This window comes from Arenimonas sp., assembly GCF_044353605.1.
Classification (GTDB): domain Bacteria; phylum Pseudomonadota; class Gammaproteobacteria; order Xanthomonadales; family Xanthomonadaceae; genus Arenimonas.
This window is the reverse complement of the sequence record NZ_JBILBO010000002.1, coordinates 138,631-157,175: the sequence shown is the minus strand read 5'-3', so window position 1 is coordinate 157,175 and position 18,545 is coordinate 138,631. Positions and strand designations below refer to the sequence as shown.

The following is an 18,545-nucleotide window of genomic DNA, read 5'->3' as shown; positions in this document are numbered from 1 at the left end:
TTCCGGTGCAGACGGTATCATAGGTCTGTATCAAAACACCCCATCGAGGGGCGCTGCAAGCACCGCCACGCGCGGAAGCACAGGCTCGATGGCGGTCGTCACTGCAACTGCGCCCGCTCACTTTGATCTTTAAGGAGCGTGCATGAACGCCGTTACGAAACTGAAACCCGATTACAAAATCGCAGATATCACCCTGGCCGACTGGGGCCGCAAAGAAATCGACATCGCCGAAGCCGAGATGCCCGGCCTGATGTCGATCCGCAACAAATACGCCGCCCAGGCCCCGCTGAAAGGCGTGCGCGTCACCGGCTCCCTGCACATGACCATTCAGACCGCCGTGCTGATCGAGACCATGAAGGACATCGGCGCCGATGTGCGTTGGGCATCCTGCAACATCTTCTCGACCCAGGACCATGCTGCAGCCGCCATCGCCGCAAGCGGTACGCCGGTTTTCGCCTGGAAAGGCGAAACCCTGGAAGAGTATTGGGATTGCACCCTTGATGCCGTGACGTTCCCAGGCGGCAAGGGTCCCGAACTGGTGGTCGACGACGGTGGCGATGTCACCCTGCTGCTGCATAAAGGCTACGAAATGGAACAGGGTTCGGATTGGGTCAATACCCCGTCGGGCTCGCATGAAGAGCAGGTCATCAAGAATCTGCTGAAACGCACGGCCACCGACCGTCCGGGCTTCTGGACCAACGTGATGAAGGACTGGCGCGGTGTTTCCGAAGAAACCACCACCGGCGTGCACCGTCTGTACCAGATGATGGAAGTCGGCGGTCTGCGCGTGCCGGCCATCAACGTCAATGACTCGGTCACCAAATCCAAATTCGACAACCTGTATGGCTGCCGCGAATCGCTGGCCGATGGCCTGAAGCGCGCGATGGACGTGATGCTGGCCGGCAAGGTCGCCGTGGTCTGCGGCTACGGCGATGTCGGTAAGGGCTCGGCGCATTCGCTGCGTGCCTATGGCTGCCGCGTCGTGGTCACCGAAATCGATCCGATCAACGCCCTGCAGGCTGCAATGGAAGGCTTCGAAGTGAATACCGTGGAAGCGACTCTGGGTCGCGGCGACATCTACGTCACCACCACCGGCAATAAGGACGTGCTGACGCTGGAACACATGCAGGCCATGAAGGATCAGGCCATCGTTTGCAACATCGGCCACTTCGACAACGAAATCCAGGTCGAGCGTCTGAATACCTCCGATGCGGTCAAGCTCAACATCAAGCCGCAGGTCGACAAATACACCTTCGCCAACGGCAACGCCATCTACCTGCTGGCCGAAGGCCGCCTGGTCAACCTCGGCTGCGCCACCGGCCATCCGAGCTTCGTGATGTCGAACTCGTTCTCCAACCAGACCCTGGCGCAGATTGATCTGTGGGCCAACAAGGACGTGTACGAGCCGAAAGTCTATATCCTGCCGAAGAAGCTGGACGAAGAAGTGGCCCGCCTGCACCTGGAAAAAATCGGTGTGAAGCTGACTGAACTGACTGACGCACAGGCTGCCTATCTCGGCGTTGCCAAGGAAGGTCCGTACAAGCCGGAACACTACCGCTACTGAGTTACCGGAAAGGGCGTGCATGCGCCCTTTCTTTTGCCCGGAACCTGCCATGAAGATTTCCTACGAGTTCTTTCCGCCGAAAACCGACGAGCAACGTGCCCAGCTCGACCGAACTGCGGCCACGCTGAAGGCCCATGCACCGGAATTTGCCTCGGTCACCTTCGGTGCCGGCGGCTCGACCTTGAGTTATACCGGTGAAACGGTGCAGCACCTGGCCGATGCGCATGGGCTCAATGCGGTACCGCATCTGAGTTGCATGGGCGGTACCCGCGAAGAAATCCGACATCTGGTGGATCAGTACAGAGCACAGGGCTGCAATCGCATCATCGCTCTGCGGGGCGACCTGCCATCGGGCATGGCCCGCGCCGGCGACATGCACTTCGCCACCGACCTGGTGCGTTTCATCAAAGCCGAGTATGGCGATGCCTTCGGGATTACCGTCGCGTGCTACCCGGAATTCCATCCGCAGGCCGAAGACGCCGAATCCGACATCGCGCGCTTTGCGGAAAAAGCGGCATTGGGCGCCAGCTCGGCAATTACCCAGTATTTCTACAACGCCGATGCCTATTTCCGGTTCGTCGACGATGTGCGTCGCCGTGGCATCGACATCCCGATCATCCCGGGCATCATGCCGATTTCGAATTTCTCGCAGATCCGACGTTTTTCGCAGATGTGCGGTGCCGAGATTCCGCGCTGGATGAGCCAACGCATGCTGTCATACGGTGACGATGCCGTCAGCATCCGCGAATTCGCGGCCGACTGCGTGGCGGCCATGTGCCGGCGTCTGCTGGATGGCGGTGCCGGTGAACTGCATTTCTATACCTTGAATCTGGCCAAACCCACCGAAGCCGTGCTCTCGCGTTTGCGCTGAAGCTGCGCTACAGTGCCGGTATGGCATTATTTCGCATCACGCTGTTGATTCTGTTATTGGCCGGCAGCGCTGCATCCGCTCAGGACATGCACCGGTGCCAACGCGCTGATGGCAGCGTGGTCTATACCGATCGTCTGTGTGAGCCGGAACAGACCGAAAAGCCGGCCCCCTCGCCGGCTGCCCCCGCAATTCCGCAAACCTCACATTCCGGCCGCGCCGGACTTCCGCCGCCACCCGCCTGCAGTAAAAGCCCGGATGAGCTGCTGTATAGCGTACGTTCCGCCATCGACATGAAAGACGTCAATCAACTGGTCAAGAGCTACCATTGGGTCGGGGTCGGCCAGGAGCAGTCCGAAGGTCTACTCATGCGTCTGGATGCGATGGTGGATCGCCCGCTACTGGATGTGCAACTCCTGTATCCGGAGATGGTGACGGATACGGTTTCAGAGCTGGCGCCGGAAAGTATGACCGATGAGAGCGGAAACGCTTACCGGGAACCCTTGCAAAAGCCACCCTATGGATTAAAGGTGATGCAGTACCGGAGCAATACCGCAACCGAAACGGTCAGCACGGTATTCCGTCTGCAACGTCACTACCAGTGTTGGTGGATCCGTTTCTGATCAGCTGAAACGAAGCACGGCCACGGCGCCGCCCTGTTCACGGGGTGCGATACTTACCTTCCATCCATACAATTCGCATAATCGTCGCACGATGGACAGGCCGATGCCGCCGCCAGTGGTGTTACCGACACTGGATCCGCGATATCCGCGCTCGAACAGGCGCTCGGCATCTTCGGTGCTGAGCCCTGGACCGGTATCTTCAATGGCGATGTGGTCGGCCTCGACCCGGCAACGCACTTCGCCTTCAACCGTATATTTACAGGCATTACCCAGCAGATTGCCGATGGCGACCGAAAGCACCGCCTCGGGTGCCTCGATGATGACGCCTTCCAGACCTTCGACGAAAATCTCGACCGGCTTATTGGCCAGATGCGGACGGTTGGCCTCCGCCAGCTGACGTACCAGCTTGGCGATATCGCAACTGCCCATGCCGCGTTCATTGCGCGACAACATGAGCAGCGCGGTGGTCAAATCAGTGCACTGCAGCGCAGCGCGGTCGATGCGCAGCAGGCGCTGGCGCATTTTTTCAGTGATATCGGGATTGGCCAGAAGCAGTTCAGTGGCGCCGCGGATGACTGCCAGCGGGGTGCGCAGCTCATGACTGACGTCGGCATTGAATTCGCGGTCGCGGCGGACAATCTGGGTCATCCGGCTGGAATAATCATCCAAGGCCGAGGCCAGCTGTCCGACCTCATCATCGGGAAACAGCGGGGCGAGCTGCTGGTTGCTTTCCTTGCCAACCATCATCCGCAACCGACGCGCCAATTCCAGCACAGGGCTGATGACGCGGGACGACGACCAGATGCCGATCAACCAGGCCAACAGTGAAAACAAGGCGATGGCGCCGATGACCAGCAGGACCAGGCGTTGCTCACTCAAACTGGCACTGGTGACGTCATAGCGGACATAACTGACCAGATCTTCATCGCGGCGAATGGCATATTTGTAGCGATGCAACTGGCCGTTGCCATCCACTTCCTCGATGTCATACACGCCGGTGCTCAGATTCTGCAGCGCCAAAGGCATCTTGTAGGCGTTCCGCGTACTCCAGATTTTGGCCGAGAGCATTGAAAATGTGGCGGTACCCTGCGGGTTGGTGCGCACCTGCGCTACGAAGTTATCGACTTCTCGTTGCAGGGTGCTTTCAATGAGCTGCCCTTCCAGCTTCGCCCGAAGGTACAGGGACGACAGGGCGAACAGGGCGGTCAGCCCGAAGCCCAGCAGGAAAAAAGAAAAAATGATTCGGGTTCGGAGTCTACGCCGGTACTGCATCGGGATCGACGATTCGATAGCCTATGCCGTGACGTGTCTGGATCAGTGCCGTGGGGAACGGCTTGTCGATGGCCGCACGCAGGCCGTGGATGTGCACGCGCAGACTGTCGGAGTCGGGCAACTCTTCGCCCCAGACCCGGGTCTCCAGCTCATTGCGGGTCACCACCGAGGGGGAGGCTTCCATCAACGCCTGAAGAATCTTCAAAGCAGTCGGATTGAGCTGGATCGACTCGCCACCGCGACGGACTTCAAGCGTATCGAGGTTGAACTCGAGATCGGCGATGCCGAGCGTACGCGACAGATTGGTTTTGGTGCGCCGCGCCAAAACCTGGAGGCGGGCTTCCACTTCCTGCAGGGCGAACGGCTTGACCAGGTAATCATCGGCACCCGACTCGAAACCGGCGAGCTTGCTTTCCAGAGAATCCCGTGCCGTCAGCATCAGTACCGGGGTCTGTTTGCGGCCTTCCATGCGCAGTTTGCGACAGACCTCGATGCCATCAATTCCAGGCAGATTGAGATCCAGCACGATGGCATCGAAATCATTCACCACCGCCAGATGCAGGCCGGTCACACCGTCGGCGGCGTAGTCTACGGTATGGCCGCGATCTTCCAGATAATCGCCGAGATTGGCGGCGATATCGCGGTTGTCTTCGATGACGAGAAGTCGCATTCCCATCAGCCCCCGGAAACGTGGACTGTATCGCCTTTCTGGCCTTGCAGGGTGCGTTGCGTGGCATCGTAACTGCGCTTGCGCGCGGCAACCGTCATGCAATTGCGTTTTTTCATGTTCGAGCCAAGTGGCTTATCGTAGGTGCAGACCAATTTACTGTCGGCAAAAGTCTGTTTGAGAATGCTGTTGATGCTTGTCTCTGCTGCCTTGGCAACATCACTGGGCACTGAGGCGCCATTGAGTAACGCGAACTGCTCATTCAGTGCAGCGCGATTTTCCTTGGTCAACTCGGTGTACTCCACCTGACCCAACTTGGCCTCAATCTGCTGACGCTGCATGGAGACGTTGCCGGACGCCAGCGAAAGCTGGATAGCTTCAGCATCCAGCGTCTTGCCGGCATAGGCCAAAGATGAGACCAACAAGGTCGAAAGAAGGACAAGTCGTTTCATTGGGTAACCTTTTAAATAAATTGTAAATAACGCAATATTGAGAATACCACCAATTCCTGACCAAACCATAAAAAACCCGGCAAGCGGTTACCCGCTTGCCGGGTCAGGACGGTGAAGCTCCGATTACCATAACCGGTTGGTTGCTGACGAGGCGCGCAAACCGAAGAGATGGTCGGACAAGGCTAGACCTCAATGCGTTAATATTTCGTTAATTCTACCTGATGATTTGGTTATTCACGGTCATGTTTTGACCGTTTGTCCGGGAAATCACCAAATCAAGCATTTGCCCAGCAATATCGCGCCCTGTAGCTGCCTCCAAGGCCTCAAAACCCGGCGCAGCATTGACTTCAAGCAGCAGGGGCCCTGTAGCAGTCCGCAATAGATCGACCCCCGCCACCGTAAGCCCGATGGAGGCTGTGGCTTCAAGTACCAACGCGGTTTCGTTTTCGGTCAGTGCAATGGCTTCGGTTCGGGCACCAAGGCTGACATTGGCCCGGAATTCCCCAGGCGCAGCAATCCTTTGCATGGCGGCGATAACATGCCCACTACATACGAATGCGCGTATATCACGACCGGCGGCCTCTGCAATGAACGCCTGAAGTGTGTAGCGCTCGCCTGCTTCACTCAGGCGCGCCATCAAGGCCACTGCGGATTCCACATCATCAACGCGATGAACGCCCCAGCCACCGGCACTGACGTCCTGCTTGATCAGCATCGGAAATCCGAAAGGCAGGCCCATCAACGACCTTGCATCCATTGGTGTCGATGGTGAGAAACTCACCGGAATCGGCAGGCCCCGATGGTGATAAATCGCCATGGCGGCCTGCTTGTCGCGTGCCAAAGCCACCGATTCCGCGGTGTTCAGACAGACCACTCCGTGCGCCTGCATTCGCGCCAGCAGTTCCCCGCCCGGCACCTGCCAAATCGGTCCGAACCTCGGCAGAGCGGCATCAAAAGATTCAAGGAACTGCGCTTCATGACAGACCAGCGGATCGATCACCGTCAATTCGACACCACGCTCATTGGCCACCGCCTGTAGGCGACAGTTTGCGTAAAGTTCCGGATCACGCGATATCACCGCAATCTTCATAAGCCGGTTTCCCGATGCCCGGTCAGGCGTTAAACTGTGTGCATGGAATTGTATCTGAATGGCGAACTGCGCCAACTGGACACCGGCATCGACATCCAAGGGCTGATTGAGCAACTTGGGATATCGGGCCACCGGTTTGCCGTGGAGGTGAATCGGGAGATCATTCCGAAGAGCCGTCACCCCGGATATCAGCTGCAGGACGGCGACCGGGTCGAAATCATCCAGGCCATGGGCGGCGGTTGAAGGCTGACGGCCAGCATCGATTCAGGCGATAATAGACGCATGAGCACGCCGACAATCCATGACCCGCTGATTATCGCCGGGAAAACCTACCGCTCCCGTCTACTGACCGGTACCGGGAAATTCACCGACTTTCAACAGACCCGCGACGCTACCGATGCCGCCGGGGCGGAAATCGTCACTGTCGCCCTGCGCCGGACCAATCTCGGTCAGAACAAGGGTGAGCCGAATCTGCTGGATTTTCTGCCGCCGGATCGCTTCACACTGCTGCCCAACACTGCGGGTTGCTATAACGCCGAAGACGCTGTGCGCACCTGCCATCTGGCACGTGAACTGCTCGATGGCCACACGCTGGTGAAACTGGAAGTACTCGGCGACCCGAAAACGCTGTTTCCGCATGTCACCCAAACCCTGCTCGCCGCCGAACGCCTGGTGGCCGACGGCTTCGATGTCATGGTGTATACCTCGGATGACCCGATCGTTGCCAAGCAACTGGAACAAATCGGCTGCGTGGCCATCATGCCGCTGGCGGCTCCGATCGGATCGGGACTGGGTATCCAGAACAAATGGAGCCTGCTCGAAATCATCGAAAACGCCAAGGTTCCGGTACTGGTTGATGCCGGCGTCGGAACCGCATCGGATGCCGCCATTGCCATGGAGCTTGGCTGCGACGGCGTGCTGATGAACACCGCCATCGCTGCTGCCAAAGATCCGATTCTGATGGCTTCGGCGATGTGTAAGGCCGTGCAAGCAGGACGCGAAGCCTTTCTGGCCGGACGCATGCCGAAACGCCGCTATGCCAACGCCTCCTCACCTCTGGATGGCCTGTTCTTCTGATGTCGGATACCGAATCCCCGCTTCCAGAAAAATCAGTCCGCAGCATCCGCAGTTTCGTATTGCGTCAGGGCCGGGCCACCGAATCGCAGAAGCGTGCCTTCAACGTGCATTGGCCGACCCTTGGTCTGGATTACTCGGGACAGCCAGTGGATTTCAGCACCGTGTTCCCCAAGCCGGCGGATTTGGTCGTTGAAATCGGATTCGGCAACGGTGAGCAGCTGCTGTTCGGGGCTCTCCATGAACCGGAACGCAATTTCATCGGCATTGAAGTGCACTCCCCCGGGGTCGGACGGGCGCTCAATGCCGTGGCCGATGCCCATCTCGACAATGTGCGCATCTATTGCCACGATGCGGTGGAAGTACTGCGCGATGACATCCCGGACGGCAGCCTGTCGGAAGTTCGCATCTACTTTCCGGATCCCTGGCATAAAAAACGTCATCATAAACGTCGGCTCATCCAGCCGGACTTCGTTGCCCTGCTTTGCCGTAAACTCAAATCCGGCGGACGTCTGCATCTGGCCAGCGACTGGCAGGAATATGTTGAGCACATGTGGGAAGTCTGTGACAATGAACCGGAGTTGCTGGCAACTGCCGGACCATGCCACTCCGTTGATCGCCCGGCCTGGCGCCGGCAGACGCACTTCGAGAACCGCGGCCGGAATCTCGGCCATGGCGTCTGGGATCTGCTTTACACCCGCCGATAGGAGTCGTATCACGCATGCATAGCGGTCTGGTTCTAACACAAGACATGCTGATCGTGCTGGGTCTGACCGGCTTCATCATCGCCATGCTGATGTTCGAGCGCATCCGCGCCGATGCCGCCTCCTTGTTGGCACTGGTCATCCTCGGCTTCACCGGTGTCGTTTCGGAAACCGATCTGTTCAAAGGCTTCGCCGGCAACGCGGTCATCAGCGTCATGGCGTCGATGATCCTCAGTACCGCACTCGACCGTACCGGCGCGCTCAACCGCTTGGCTGGCTGGTTATTGCGCCGATCCAATGGCCAAGAGCAACGGCTGGTTCTGATAACCTCGGCCGCTGCCGGCGGCATGTCCGGGTTCATGCAGAATCCGGCAGTCACATCGCTGTTCCTTCCGGTTGCCGCGCGCCTTTCCAGCCGTACCGGCATGGGACTGGGACAACTGTTGCTGCCAATCGCTGCCTGTATCATTCTCGGCGCGCAGCTGACCATGATCGGCAACTCCCCACTGATGCTGCTGAATGATCTGTTGCGCTCGGCCAACCAGAACCTTCCCTCGGGTGTCGCGACATTGGAAGACCTGCCGATGTTCCGACCATTGCCGATCGGTCTGGTATTGCTCGGTCTGGGCCTGCTCTACTTCCGCTTCCGCAAGCACCTCGGATTTCTTCCGGAAACCGGCAGCAACGTCAATCCGAATACACCGGAACATTACTTCGCGAACGCTTATGGCATCGAAGGCGATGTGCATGAACTCGTGCTCACGCCGGAAAGCCCGCTGGTCGGCATGAGCATCGGCGATGCCGAGGCCGAAATCGGCGCACCGCTTTACCTTGCGCTGCACAGCGGCACCGAATCACGCATGGCGCCACCGGCCGACGAGCGCTTGAGCGCCGGCAGCGTCATCGGCGTGATGGGCACGCCGGAAATGGTCAGCGCCTATGCCAAAAGCAAGCAGCTGAAATTCTCCCAGCGCCTGCGTGTGCTCGGTGACCTGTTCAACCCATCGCAGTCCGGCATTTCCGAGGCGGTCATTCCCAGCAATTCGCCGTTCATCGGCAAAGCGCAGGCCGAGCTGCGTCTGCGCAAACGTTATGGCATCAGCCTGCTCGCCATCAACCGCGATAAAAAAGTCCTGCGCCGCAACATCCGTAATCTGCCGATCCGCGCCGGCGACATTCTGGTATTCCATTCCAACTGGAACGACCTGGCCCAGGCCAATGCCAACAAAGATTTCGTGGTCATCACCGATTATCCAAAGCAGGAACAGCGGCCACACAAACTGCGCGTGGCTCTGGGCATTTTCACCGGTAGCATGCTGCTGGCATTGAGCACGCTGGTGCCATTACCGATTGCCCTGATGGCAGGCGCCGTGCTCATGATCGTTACCGGCGTGCTTGATATGGAGGAAGCCTACGCCTCGATCAGCTGGAAAACGGTATTCACCATGGCCTGCCTGATTCCCCTCGGTATCGCCATGGATTCCACCGGCGCCGCCAACTGGCTTGCCCAACACACTATCGAGCGCTTGGGCGCCGGGGTGCCGGATTGGCTGATCCAGACGACGCTGGCGATTTTCACTACCTGCCTGGCTTTGGTCATCGGCAATGTCGGCGCTACGGTGGTCATGGTGCCGATGGCCATCAACATCGCACTGGCCGCGGATGGCAATCCGATGGCCTATGCCTTCCTGGCGGCTCTGTGCGCGTCCAATAACTTCATCAGCCACTCCAATCCGGTGGTCTCGATGATAGCCGGGCCTGCCGGATACACCACGCGCGACCTCTGGCGCAATGGATTACCGATTACTTTCCTGTACTTGGCGGTATCGGTCATCGGCGTCAATCTGCTTTTCTAGTCAGTCCTGGGCTGGCCACTCGATGCGCAACACGCCATCCTGCCACTGGCAGGCGTAAGGCATCAGCGACTCACCGCGACAGGGTCCTTGCAGACAGAGGCCATCGGCCATGCCGAATACCGCACCGTGTGCGGCGCAGACCAGAGTCGCATCCTTGATCAGAAAGCGGTCCGGGGCGTAATCCAGGCGCCGGCCCTGATGCGGGCAGCGATTGGCATAAACCTGAACCATATCGCCACAGCGGATCACGATCAAAGGCGTGGATTCACCGCGAATCAATGGGTTTATTGTGACCGGCGTCTCATTTTCAAGAACCGAGATTGCTATTAACGAACAATTTACACTTTCCAATCCCTGCCTCGGCATACTGTCGACTCCCTGAGTTTTATAGCACATCCATGCGCAGTATTTTCCATCGTCTTTTGCTGGCCCGCCCCAACAAGCCCCGTAATCCGGTACTGAAGGCCGTATTCTCCGTGCTCGGCCTGTTCTTCCTGTTCGGCGTCTGCGTTTTCGCCATTTTCATGGGCGTATTCATGCTGATCGCCAGCTTCCTGTTGAAGCGTCTCGGAAAGAAAACCACCCCTGCGCCGTCGCGTGCCGATGTGCTCGATGGTGAATACACCGTGGTCGACAAGTCGCCGATCAGTCTGTCCCGGTAATTTGTAAAAAAAACGCCCAATACCGTTAGACTGGACTTTTCAGGAAGCCCTTATGACGGACTACGCATTCCCGCCACCGGATCAAGCCAGTATCGGCATCGCCGGTAGCAGCAAACGCTTTCCCGTGCACCGGATTTACTGTGTCGGACGCAACTTTGCCGAGCACGCGCGTGAAATGGGCGCCGAGCCTTCCAAAGGCAGTCCCGTTTTCTTCATGAAACCGTCCGACGCCGTAATTCAAAATCCGCACATCCCCTACCCGAGCTGTACTTCAGACTTTCATCACGAGGTTGAGCTCGTGTTGGCGCTTGGCCCTTCGTTGCCTGAACATTGGAGTGCCGAGAACGCCCTGCAGGCCGTATACGGGTATGCCGTCGGTCTGGATCTGACCCGCCGTGACCTGCAGGCCGCCGCCAAGGAAAAACGCCTGCCATGGGATACCGCCAAAGGCTTCGACGCCTCGGCTCCGATCAGCGACATCGTGCCGATTCAAGAGGCGCACCTCAATGCGGATACTTTGCTAAGCCTGCATGTCAACGGCATTCAGCGGCAACAAGCCTGTCTGGGTGATATGATTTTTTCAGTCAGTGATATCCTGCTGGCACTGTCCGGGCTGTATGCCCTGCAACCGGGCGATCTTGTTTTCATGGGCACCCCGTCCGGCGTGGCGGCACTGCACAAGGGCGACCGCTTCCATGCCGAATTGCAGGGTATTGCGGAACTGCACGGCACCATCATCTGAACACTCACAGGAGAAACGCATCATGAGCATACTTTCGGAATTCAAGGAATTTGCACTGCGCGGCAATGTCATCGATCTTGCGGTCGGCGTGGTCATCGGCGGCGCATTCGGAAAAATCGTCACGTCGATGGTCAATGACCTGATCATGCCTTCGGTGTCTTACCTCATCGGTAGCGCTGATTTCAAGAGCCTCTCGGCCGTATTGCGGCCTGCCGCCTTGGGCGCGGATGGCAAGGAAACCATGCCGGCCGTTCTGCTCAATTACGGCGCCTTCATCCAAACCATCGTCGACTTCACCATCATCGCACTGGTGATTTTCCTGGTCATCAAAGCCATCAACCGCGTCCGCCGTCAGGAGCAGCCGGAAGCACCGGCAACGGTTGAGCCCAGCGATGAAGTCAAACTGCTGACGGAAATCCGCGACGCCCTTAAAAAGCCGGGAGCCTGAAGTGCGCCCGTACCTGCACGCGATCCTGCTCGCATGCGCGGCTCTGACCGCATCTGCTGAATCCGGGCTCGGTAATAAAGCCATCCGTACCGCAGAGGATCTCCGGGATGCCGCCGTGGGTGGATCCAAGGGATACGCCATCGTTGAGTCGCTGACCACCGAGGTCGGCCCCCGCATGGGCGGTAGCGAAGCCTACGACCGTGCCACCGCTTGGGCACAGGCGAAATTCAAGACCCTTGGATACGACAAGGTCTGGCTGCAGCCGGTGACGTTTCCGGTCTGGCAGCGTCGCTCGGAATCGGCGCGCGTCATCAGTCCGTTTCCGCAGCCATTGGTATTGACCGCGCTCGGCGGCAGTGAAAGCACACCGGGCGATTTGCGCGCGGAAGTGGTCGAGTTTGCCGATCTTGATGCATTGAAGGCGATACCGGATGGCTCCTTGGCGGGAAAAATCGCATTCGTAAATCTGAAAATGAAGCGTGCCAGGGATGGCAGCGGTTACGGCCCCGTGAGCAACGTGCGACGCGCCGGCGCCTCCGAAGCGGCACGCAAGGGGGCCTCGGCGCTGCTGATCCGTTCGGTCGGCACCGATTCCGACCGGCTGCCGCATACCGGCATGATGAAATACGAGGACGGTGTGGTGAAGATTCCAGCCGCTGCCCTGTCGGTTCCCGATGCCGATCTTCTGGCGAACATGCTCCGGCGCGGCAAACCGGTGATGGTGGAAATGAATATCCAGGCGGGATTCAGCGGAAGCAAAACCGAGTACAACGTCATCGGTGAAATCACCGGTCGCAGCAAGCCCGATGAAGTGGTCATTATCGGCGGCCATCTGGATTCATGGGATCTGGGTACGGGCGCCATCGACGACGGCGCCGGTGTCGCCATCACCATGGCCGCCGGTGCACTTATCGGTGACCTGAAGCAGGCTCCGAAACGCACCATCCGTGTGATTGCGTTTGCCAATGAGGAGCAGGGTCTGCTTGGCGGCAAGGCTTATGCCGAAGCTATGAAAGGAGTTATGGACAAACACCAGCTCGGCGCCGAAAGCGATTTCGGCGCTGGCCGTATCTATGCCCTGAGTGCCGGCGTATCTGAACAATCCCGGCCGGTGATTGCAAGTATCGCCAAAGTGCTGGAGCCCTTGGGCATTCTTCCGGCGGAAGGCGGTGGTCCCGGCCCGGACATCAGCCCGAGCGTACCCTATGGTCTGCCCTGGGTGGAGTTGCAACAGGATGGCAGTGATTATTTCGATTACCACCACACCGCCAACGACACCCTCGATAAGATTAACGCGAAGGATCTCGACCAACAGGTCGCCGCTTACGCCGTTCTGGCATATCTGGCTGCGGAAACCAATGTGGATATCCAGCCTCAGATTCCGAAGATTGAGAACTGAGTCAGGCTTTGCTGTTCTGACGTCGCCATTCCGCAAGCAGTACCGCCGCCGCCGCGGATACGTTGAGGCTTTCAACCTGTCCCGTGCCTGGCACCTCCACACGCAGGCCGCTTGCGGCAAGCAAATCGGAATCCACTCCGGTCTGCTCTGCGCCCATCACCATGACGCAACGCGCGGGCAACTCGGATCGGAACACGTCGCTGCCGCCACGGACCACGGTACTGACCAGGGTAAAGCCGGCCGAGGCCAGCTGTGCAATGGCGTTATCCGTCCGTCCAAGCCGAATCAACGGCACATGTTCGGCGGCGCCCTCAGCCACACGTGACGCGGCACCGGAATGACTGAGGCTCGAGGTTTTCGGCAGCAGAATGGCCGCCACGCCGAAGTGGGCGGCCGAACGCATGATGGCGCCGAGATTGTGCGGATTGCCGACACCGTCCAGCCAAAGCAACAGGCAACGGCCGGTCGGAGCCGTCATCAGCCAGTTGGATAAGTTCAATTCCGGCTGCGGCAGCATCGCCAGACACACCCCTTCGTGATGGGCGCTGGCTGTGAGTTTCTCGAGATCTTCGTTTTCCACCACGTTATAGCCGATGCGGTTCTTGACACAGAAAGCGAGCAATTCCTGCAGCTTCGGGATACGCGACTCCAGCAACCAAAGCTTGCGGACGCTCTCTGGCCGCGCCCTGAATGCGGCAAGGCACGCGTTCAGACCATAAATACGGAACTCCTTTGGCTTTGCAGGCCACGAATCGTCCTGCCGGCCTTCGACATCACCGTAAGGTGGACGCGGCGCAGCACGTTCGGCACGATGCGGTATGCGCGGACCTTGACGGTCATCACGGCGCGGCGGACGCGGTCCGCGACCTTCCTCACGGCCCTGGCCAGGACCGCGGTAAAGCGGGTGCTTGTCTTTCGGGTCCGTCATAAATTACCCCTGTTCGCTGTTATTCGCGACGCATCAATGCATCGCGCCTTCTGCATCCGGCGTCGCGGCTTCTTGCTTGCTCAAATCACGGGCGCGCTGCTCCGGAGACTGCGTATACGGCGCAAGCCAACGGTACATGACTGGCACGATGAACAAAGTCAGCAACGTGGCGCAGAGAACGCCGAACACCACCACGATACCGATGGCCTGACGCGACCCGGATCCCGGGCCAGTGCCGAGCATCAGCGGCAAAGCGCCCGCCGCCGTGGCAATGGATGTCATTAAAATCGGACGCAAGCGCACCGAAGCCGCCTCGATGATGGCTGCATCGACACCCAGTCCGGCGTCACGGCGCTGATTGGCGAATTCGACAATCAGGATGCCGTTCTTGGCCGCAAGACCAATCAGCATGATAATCCCGACCTGGCTGAACAGATTGAGACTGCCTCCCATAATCCACAGTCCGAGCAATGCTCCGAAAACCGCCATCGGAACCGTCAGAAGAATAACCAAGGGGTGGATCAGGCTTTCAAACTGCGCCGCCAGAACGAGATACACGATGAGCAGCGCCAGCGCAAAGGTAAACAGTATCGCCTGACCCGACTTCAGGTATTCACGGGACTGTCCTTTGAAGTCGATCTGCACGGTGCTCGGAAGTTCTTCTTTGGCGGTTTTCTGCATCCAATCCAGGGCCTCACCCAGATTCGCCTCCGGTTTCAGCCCTGCCGACACCGTGATGGCACGCAGGCGATTGAAGCGATTGAAGCTGCCGGGCTCGGCCAATTCACGCACATCGATGACCGATGCCAAGGGCACCAGTTGTCCGCTACCGGTACGTACATGCATGGACAACAGATCCGATGGCGAACGGCGCTGCTCGGCATCGGCCTGAACAATCACATCGTATTCTTCACCGCCTTCCACGTAGGTGCCGACACGGCGCGAACCGAGCATGCTTTCCAAAGTACTGCCGATGGCCTGATTCGAAACCCCCAGTGCCGCTGCCCGTTCACGATTGATGTCGAGACGAAGCTGGGGACGGGTTTCCTTGTAATCGGAATCCGGCCCGGTCAAATCCGGATTTTCTTCCATGCGCTTGAGCAGGCGGTCGCGCCATTGCACCAACTCGTTATAATCCGAGCCCTGCAGAACCAGCTGGACCGGCTGGCCGCCGCCACGGACCAATCCGCTCGGCTGCTGGGGCCGTGCCTGTACACCGGGAATCTTAGACAGCAATTTCCGGGACTCTTCAACGATGGCGGAGGTGTCCGTGTCCCTGTCCTTCCAGGGTTTCAGCAGCACGGTGGCACGGCCGGTGTGCATTTCTTCACTGGCGCCGAATCCACCGGGGACTACCGCATTGATACGGTCGATGGCCTCGGATTTCGTCCGCAGTGCCATCAGTTCGGCCTGCACCTGCTCCATCTGCTTGACGGTGTAATCGAAACCCGCGCCCTCGGGGCCATTGACCGAAACGAAAAATACGCCACGGTCCTCGGCCGGAGCCAACTCCTTGGGTACCAGCAGGTAGAGCACTGCACTGGCACCGAGAATCGCGAGCATGGCGATACCAATGGTATTGCGTTTTGCCAGAAGCGCCTGCAGTTTCTGCGAATACGCCTGACTCACGCGCTCGAGGAATGCGTTGATCCGCGCCTCGAAACCGGTCGCACCGGCTTTATGGGGTTTCAGAATCAATGAACACATCATCGGAGTCAGAGTCAACGCGACAACCGCCGAAATGGCAATGGCGCTGGCCATCGTTACCGCCAGTTCGCGGAAAAGACGGCCGTTGTTTCCTTCGATGAACGCCATCGGCAGGAATACCGCCACCAACACGGCCGTGGTGGCAATGACGGCAAAAGCGACCTGGCGGGTGCCGCGGAATGCCCCCAGCATCGGCGGCTCTCCGGCATCGATGCGGCGCTGGGCGTTCTCAAGCACTACGATGGCATCATCGACCACCAGGCCGATACACAGCACCAACGCCAACAAGGTCAGCAGATTGATGGAATACCCGAATAACCAGAGTGCGATGAATGCCGCCATCAGACACACCGGTACCGTAACCGCCGGAATCAGCGCGGCGCGTACACTGCCGAGGAACAGCCAGATCACCAACAACACCAGAGCGATGGCTTCGAACAGCGTGCTATAGACTTTTTTAACCGCGGCGTCGATGAACACGGTGGTATCGAAATTGATACCCATGGTCATGCCTTCCGGAAGCCCCGGATTGATCCGATTGATTTCCGCACGGACATCCCGCGAAACCTGCAATGCGTTGGCCGTGGACGTTTTGATGATGCCCAGAGCAAGTTGCGGCTCTCCATTGCCGCGGAACCAGGCGCGGCGGTCGGCGGACTCGCGGGCGATGCGCGCGACATCGGACAGGACGATGCTCTGGCCATCATTCATGGTCTTCAGCACCAGCTTTTCGAAAGCCGCCGGCGAGTCGAAACTGCGGTTGACGCGAAGCAGGAAATCACGGTCCTGCGATTCCAATCGGCCAGCCGGCAATTCGAGATTCTCACGGCGCAATGCACTTTCGACATCCGCCACGGTGAGCCCACGTGCCGTCAAGGCGTCGTCGTTCAGCCAGACCCGCATCGCATAACGCTGGCCACCGGAAAGCCTTACCTGGGCCACACCGGGAATGCTGGAGAAACGGTCCGCCAGATAGCGGTCGGCATAGTCAGTCAATGCCAGCGCATCGGCACCCTTCTGCACGACGCGGATCCAGATGATGACATCGGCATCGGCTTCCACTTTGGCAATTTCCGGAGCATTGGCTTCCTCGGGAAGACGATCGGCAACACGGCTCACGGCATCGCGCACATCGTTGGCGGCGGACTCGATATCGCGTTCCAGGGTGAACTCAAGATTGACTGAAGCGCGTCCGTTGCGTGACGAGCTGGTGACCAGGTCGACGCCTTCGATGCCAGCCACGGCATCTTCAAGCACCTGGGTCACACGCGTTTCAACCACGCCGGCAGCAGCTCCGGGGTAAGCGACATCGATGGAAACCACCGGTGGATCGATATTCGGCAATTCACGCAAGGGCAGACGCGTGAAGGCAATCAGTCCAACGGTCACCAGCATCAGGCTGATGACTGCGGCAAATACCGGGCGCTTGATCGAAATATCGGAAAGGATCATGGCGCGGCCGGAACCACTTTCAGCTTCTGTCCGTCACGCAGTTTCGAAGTACCGTCGAGCACCACCTTCTCGCCGGTCTTGAGGCCTTCGATCACCTCGACCTTGCCGTCATGGCGGCTACCGACACGGACATTACGGCTGGTGGCGACGCCATCGGCTCCCGCGACAAAAACGAAAGTGCGGTTGCCGACCTGCTGCACGGCCAGCTCGGGAATCACCAAGGCCTGTACCGCATCCTGCTGCAGAGATACCCGCATGAGCATTCCCGGCCGGACCAGTCCGCCGGCATTATCGATGGCGGCCCGCACCATGATGGCGCGCGTGGCGATATCCACACGCGAGTCGATGCCCACGACCTGCGCAGAGAGTGCTTGACCGGGCGCGGCATCGGCCTGCAGCTCCAGCGCCATCCCGGTTTTCAGTTGCGACAAAAGACCTTCCGGCACCGGGAAATCCACCCACAGATGATCGAGGTCATCCAGATTGACCATGATTGCACCGGCCGAAACAAACTGACCCTGACTGACCTGACGCAGACCGAGAACACCGGCGAAGGGCGCACGGATGATGCGGTCATTGAGACGCTCCTGCGCCGCCTGCGCGCGTGCCCGGGCAGCATTACGGGAGGCAATCACGGTATCAAGCTGGCCTTTTGCGACCAATTGCCGACTCTGCAGATTCTGAAGACGCGTGACCTGTGCGTTCAGATCATTCAAATTGGCCTGGGCTTCCGCCAGCTCGGCTTTGACCGTGCCGGCATCCAGCTCGACCAGAACCTGTCCTTTGGCGACCCGCTGACCGCTTTCAAAACGGACGGCTGCGATGCGCTCGGACTGTTTGGCAGCAATGACCACGGACTCCCGGGCCTTGGCGGTACCGATGGCCTGGATGCGGTCGCTCCAGGACTCGGGAGCGACAGTGACCACGGTCACCGTGGCCGGCGGACCGGACTCTCTGCCCGGACCTTTTTCATCGCTGCTGCAGGCCGTCGCCAGCAGAACCAAAGCCATCAGTGAAACACGCATGGGGAATTCCTT

19 protein-coding genes and 1 riboswitch are annotated in these 18,545 nt (G+C 59.0%); of the genes, 11 read left to right on the top strand and 8 right to left on the bottom strand.

Going from position 1 to position 18,545, the window contains the following annotated elements:
• Positions 1 to 39: 39 nt before the first annotated feature.
• Positions 40 to 122, top strand: a riboswitch (S-adenosyl-L-homocysteine riboswitch).
• Positions 123 to 142: 20 nt separating this feature from the next.
• From ahcY to ACIQ1A_RS02020, 3 genes are read left to right on the top strand one after another with little or no spacing between them, the layout of a single operon-like run.
• Positions 143 to 1,564 carry an adenosylhomocysteinase gene (ahcY, locus tag ACIQ1A_RS02030; RefSeq protein ID WP_395769411.1) on the top strand — a complete coding sequence of 474 codons (1,422 nt, stop codon included), beginning with the start codon at positions 143 to 145 and terminating at the stop codon, positions 1,562 to 1,564.
• A gap of 49 nt (positions 1,565 to 1,613) precedes the next feature.
• Entirely contained in the window at positions 1,614 to 2,435 is an 822-nt protein-coding gene (metF, locus tag ACIQ1A_RS02025) for a methylenetetrahydrofolate reductase [NAD(P)H] (RefSeq protein ID WP_395769410.1), read from the top strand.
• A 20-nt stretch (positions 2,436 to 2,455) separates the two neighbouring features.
• On the top strand, positions 2,456 to 3,055 hold the full coding sequence (locus tag ACIQ1A_RS02020) for a DUF4124 domain-containing protein (protein WP_395769409.1): 600 nt from the start codon (positions 2,456 to 2,458) through the stop codon (positions 3,053 to 3,055).
• On the opposite strand, the gene ACIQ1A_RS02015 is transcribed toward ACIQ1A_RS02020, so the two are convergent.
• The 4 genes from ACIQ1A_RS02015 to ACIQ1A_RS02000 all read right to left on the bottom strand — a co-directional run bounded on the left by ACIQ1A_RS02015 (position 3,056) and on the right by ACIQ1A_RS02000 (position 6,536).
• On the bottom strand, positions 3,056 to 4,327 hold the full coding sequence (locus ACIQ1A_RS02015; RefSeq protein ID WP_395769408.1) for an ATP-binding protein: 1,272 nt from the start codon (positions 4,325 to 4,327) through the stop codon (positions 3,056 to 3,058). It abuts the gene before it with no gap.
• Positions 4,311 to 4,997 carry a response regulator transcription factor gene (locus ACIQ1A_RS02010; RefSeq protein ID WP_395769407.1) on the bottom strand — a complete coding sequence of 229 codons (687 nt, stop codon included), beginning with the start codon at positions 4,995 to 4,997 and terminating at the stop codon, positions 4,311 to 4,313. Before ACIQ1A_RS02010 ends, ACIQ1A_RS02015 begins: the two co-directional genes overlap by 17 nt.
• Positions 4,998 to 5,002: 5 nt before the next feature.
• Positions 5,003 to 5,446: a hypothetical protein gene (locus tag ACIQ1A_RS02005; protein WP_395769406.1), complete on the bottom strand. Its 444-nt coding sequence runs from the start codon at positions 5,444 to 5,446 to the stop codon at positions 5,003 to 5,005.
• A gap of 214 nt (positions 5,447 to 5,660) precedes the next feature.
• Positions 5,661 to 6,536, bottom strand: a complete 876-nt coding sequence (locus ACIQ1A_RS02000) for a RimK family alpha-L-glutamate ligase (protein ID WP_395769484.1) — start codon at positions 6,534 to 6,536, stop codon at positions 5,661 to 5,663.
• 42 nt (positions 6,537 to 6,578) lie between these two features.
• Between ACIQ1A_RS02000 and thiS the strand changes: the two genes are divergently transcribed.
• The 4 genes from thiS to ACIQ1A_RS01980 are packed head-to-tail and all read left to right on the top strand — an operon-like array spanning position 6,579 to position 10,170.
• Positions 6,579 to 6,779 (top strand): sulfur carrier protein ThiS, encoded by a 201-nt coding sequence (gene thiS, locus ACIQ1A_RS01995; RefSeq protein WP_395769405.1) that lies wholly within the window; start codon positions 6,579 to 6,581, stop codon positions 6,777 to 6,779.
• A gap of 39 nt (positions 6,780 to 6,818) precedes the next feature.
• The gene (locus tag ACIQ1A_RS01990) at positions 6,819 to 7,613 is read left to right on the top strand and encodes a thiazole synthase (protein WP_395769404.1); all 795 of its coding nucleotides are present in this window, start codon (positions 6,819 to 6,821) and stop codon (positions 7,611 to 7,613) included.
• Positions 7,613 to 8,317: a tRNA (guanosine(46)-N7)-methyltransferase TrmB gene (gene trmB, locus ACIQ1A_RS01985; RefSeq protein ID WP_395769403.1), complete on the top strand. Its 705-nt coding sequence runs from the start codon at positions 7,613 to 7,615 to the stop codon at positions 8,315 to 8,317. Before ACIQ1A_RS01990 ends, trmB begins: the two co-directional genes overlap by 1 nt.
• A gap of 14 nt (positions 8,318 to 8,331) precedes the next feature.
• The gene (locus tag ACIQ1A_RS01980) at positions 8,332 to 10,170 is read left to right on the top strand and encodes an SLC13 family permease (protein WP_395769402.1); all 1,839 of its coding nucleotides are present in this window, start codon (positions 8,332 to 8,334) and stop codon (positions 10,168 to 10,170) included.
• Here the strand turns inward: ACIQ1A_RS01980 and ACIQ1A_RS01975 are convergent, their stop codons facing one another.
• Positions 10,171 to 10,425, bottom strand: a complete 255-nt coding sequence (locus ACIQ1A_RS01975; protein ID WP_395769401.1) for a Rieske (2Fe-2S) protein — start codon at positions 10,423 to 10,425, stop codon at positions 10,171 to 10,173.
• Between the two features lie 143 nt (positions 10,426 to 10,568).
• Between ACIQ1A_RS01975 and ACIQ1A_RS01970 the strand changes: the two genes are divergently transcribed.
• From ACIQ1A_RS01970 to ACIQ1A_RS01955, 4 genes are read left to right on the top strand one after another with little or no spacing between them, the layout of a single operon-like run.
• The gene (locus ACIQ1A_RS01970) at positions 10,569 to 10,832 is read left to right on the top strand and encodes a hypothetical protein (protein WP_395769400.1); all 264 of its coding nucleotides are present in this window, start codon (positions 10,569 to 10,571) and stop codon (positions 10,830 to 10,832) included.
• A 52-nt stretch (positions 10,833 to 10,884) separates the two neighbouring features.
• Positions 10,885 to 11,574, top strand: coding sequence for a fumarylacetoacetate hydrolase family protein (locus tag ACIQ1A_RS01965; protein ID WP_395769399.1), 690 nt, complete (start codon positions 10,885 to 10,887; stop codon positions 11,572 to 11,574).
• Positions 11,575 to 11,596: 22 nt separating this feature from the next.
• Positions 11,597 to 12,022, top strand: coding sequence for a large-conductance mechanosensitive channel protein MscL (gene mscL, locus ACIQ1A_RS01960; RefSeq protein WP_395769398.1), 426 nt, complete (start codon positions 11,597 to 11,599; stop codon positions 12,020 to 12,022).
• Between the two features lies 1 nt (position 12,023).
• On the top strand, positions 12,024 to 13,421 hold the full coding sequence (locus ACIQ1A_RS01955; protein ID WP_395769397.1) for a M20/M25/M40 family metallo-hydrolase: 1,398 nt from the start codon (positions 12,024 to 12,026) through the stop codon (positions 13,419 to 13,421).
• 1 nt (position 13,422) lies between these two features.
• Here the strand turns inward: ACIQ1A_RS01955 and ACIQ1A_RS01950 are convergent, their stop codons facing one another.
• From ACIQ1A_RS01950 to ACIQ1A_RS01940, 3 genes are read right to left on the bottom strand one after another with little or no spacing between them, the layout of a single operon-like run.
• On the bottom strand, positions 13,423 to 14,349 hold the full coding sequence (locus ACIQ1A_RS01950) for a TrmH family RNA methyltransferase (protein WP_395769396.1): 927 nt from the start codon (positions 14,347 to 14,349) through the stop codon (positions 13,423 to 13,425).
• Between the two features lie 33 nt (positions 14,350 to 14,382).
• Positions 14,383 to 17,508, bottom strand: a complete 3,126-nt coding sequence (locus tag ACIQ1A_RS01945; RefSeq protein WP_395769395.1) for an efflux RND transporter permease subunit — start codon at positions 17,506 to 17,508, stop codon at positions 14,383 to 14,385.
• Complete coding sequence (locus tag ACIQ1A_RS01940) at positions 17,505 to 18,533, bottom strand: efflux RND transporter periplasmic adaptor subunit (protein ID WP_395769394.1); 1,029 nt, start codon at positions 18,531 to 18,533, stop codon at positions 17,505 to 17,507. The genes ACIQ1A_RS01945 and ACIQ1A_RS01940 overlap by 4 nt, the downstream gene beginning before the upstream one ends.
• Positions 18,534 to 18,545: the final 12 nt, after the last annotated feature.

Bases quoted from the DNA above. Each gene is read 5' to 3' on its own strand.
- ahcY (WP_395769411.1), top strand. From the start codon at position 143: ATGAACGCCGTTACGAAACTGAAACCCGATTACAAAATCGCAGATATC.
- metF (WP_395769410.1), top strand. From the start codon at position 1,614: ATGAAGATTTCCTACGAGTTCTTTCCGCCGAAAACCGACGAGCAACGT.
- ACIQ1A_RS02020 (WP_395769409.1), top strand. From the start codon at position 2,456: ATGGCATTATTTCGCATCACGCTGTTGATTCTGTTATTGGCCGGCAGC.
- ACIQ1A_RS02015 (WP_395769408.1), bottom strand. From the start codon at position 4,327: ATGCAGTACCGGCGTAGACTCCGAACCCGAATCATTTTTTCTTTTTTC.
- ACIQ1A_RS02010 (WP_395769407.1), bottom strand. From the start codon at position 4,997: ATGCGACTTCTCGTCATCGAAGACAACCGCGATATCGCCGCCAATCTC.
- ACIQ1A_RS02005 (WP_395769406.1), bottom strand. From the start codon at position 5,446: ATGAAACGACTTGTCCTTCTTTCGACCTTGTTGGTCTCATCTTTGGCC.
- ACIQ1A_RS02000 (WP_395769484.1), bottom strand. From the start codon at position 6,536: ATGAAGATTGCGGTGATATCGCGTGATCCGGAACTTTACGCAAACTGT.
- thiS (WP_395769405.1), top strand. From the start codon at position 6,579: ATGGAATTGTATCTGAATGGCGAACTGCGCCAACTGGACACCGGCATC.
- ACIQ1A_RS01990 (WP_395769404.1), top strand. From the start codon at position 6,819: ATGAGCACGCCGACAATCCATGACCCGCTGATTATCGCCGGGAAAACC.
- trmB (WP_395769403.1), top strand. From the start codon at position 7,613: ATGTCGGATACCGAATCCCCGCTTCCAGAAAAATCAGTCCGCAGCATC.
- ACIQ1A_RS01980 (WP_395769402.1), top strand. From the start codon at position 8,332: ATGCATAGCGGTCTGGTTCTAACACAAGACATGCTGATCGTGCTGGGT.
- ACIQ1A_RS01970 (WP_395769400.1), top strand. From the start codon at position 10,569: ATGCGCAGTATTTTCCATCGTCTTTTGCTGGCCCGCCCCAACAAGCCC.
- ACIQ1A_RS01965 (WP_395769399.1), top strand. From the start codon at position 10,885: ATGACGGACTACGCATTCCCGCCACCGGATCAAGCCAGTATCGGCATC.
- mscL (WP_395769398.1), top strand. From the start codon at position 11,597: ATGAGCATACTTTCGGAATTCAAGGAATTTGCACTGCGCGGCAATGTC.
- ACIQ1A_RS01950 (WP_395769396.1), bottom strand. From the start codon at position 14,349: ATGACGGACCCGAAAGACAAGCACCCGCTTTACCGCGGTCCTGGCCAG.
- ACIQ1A_RS01945 (WP_395769395.1), bottom strand. From the start codon at position 17,508: ATGATCCTTTCCGATATTTCGATCAAGCGCCCGGTATTTGCCGCAGTC.
- ACIQ1A_RS01940 (WP_395769394.1), bottom strand. From the start codon at position 18,533: ATGCGTGTTTCACTGATGGCTTTGGTTCTGCTGGCGACGGCCTGCAGC.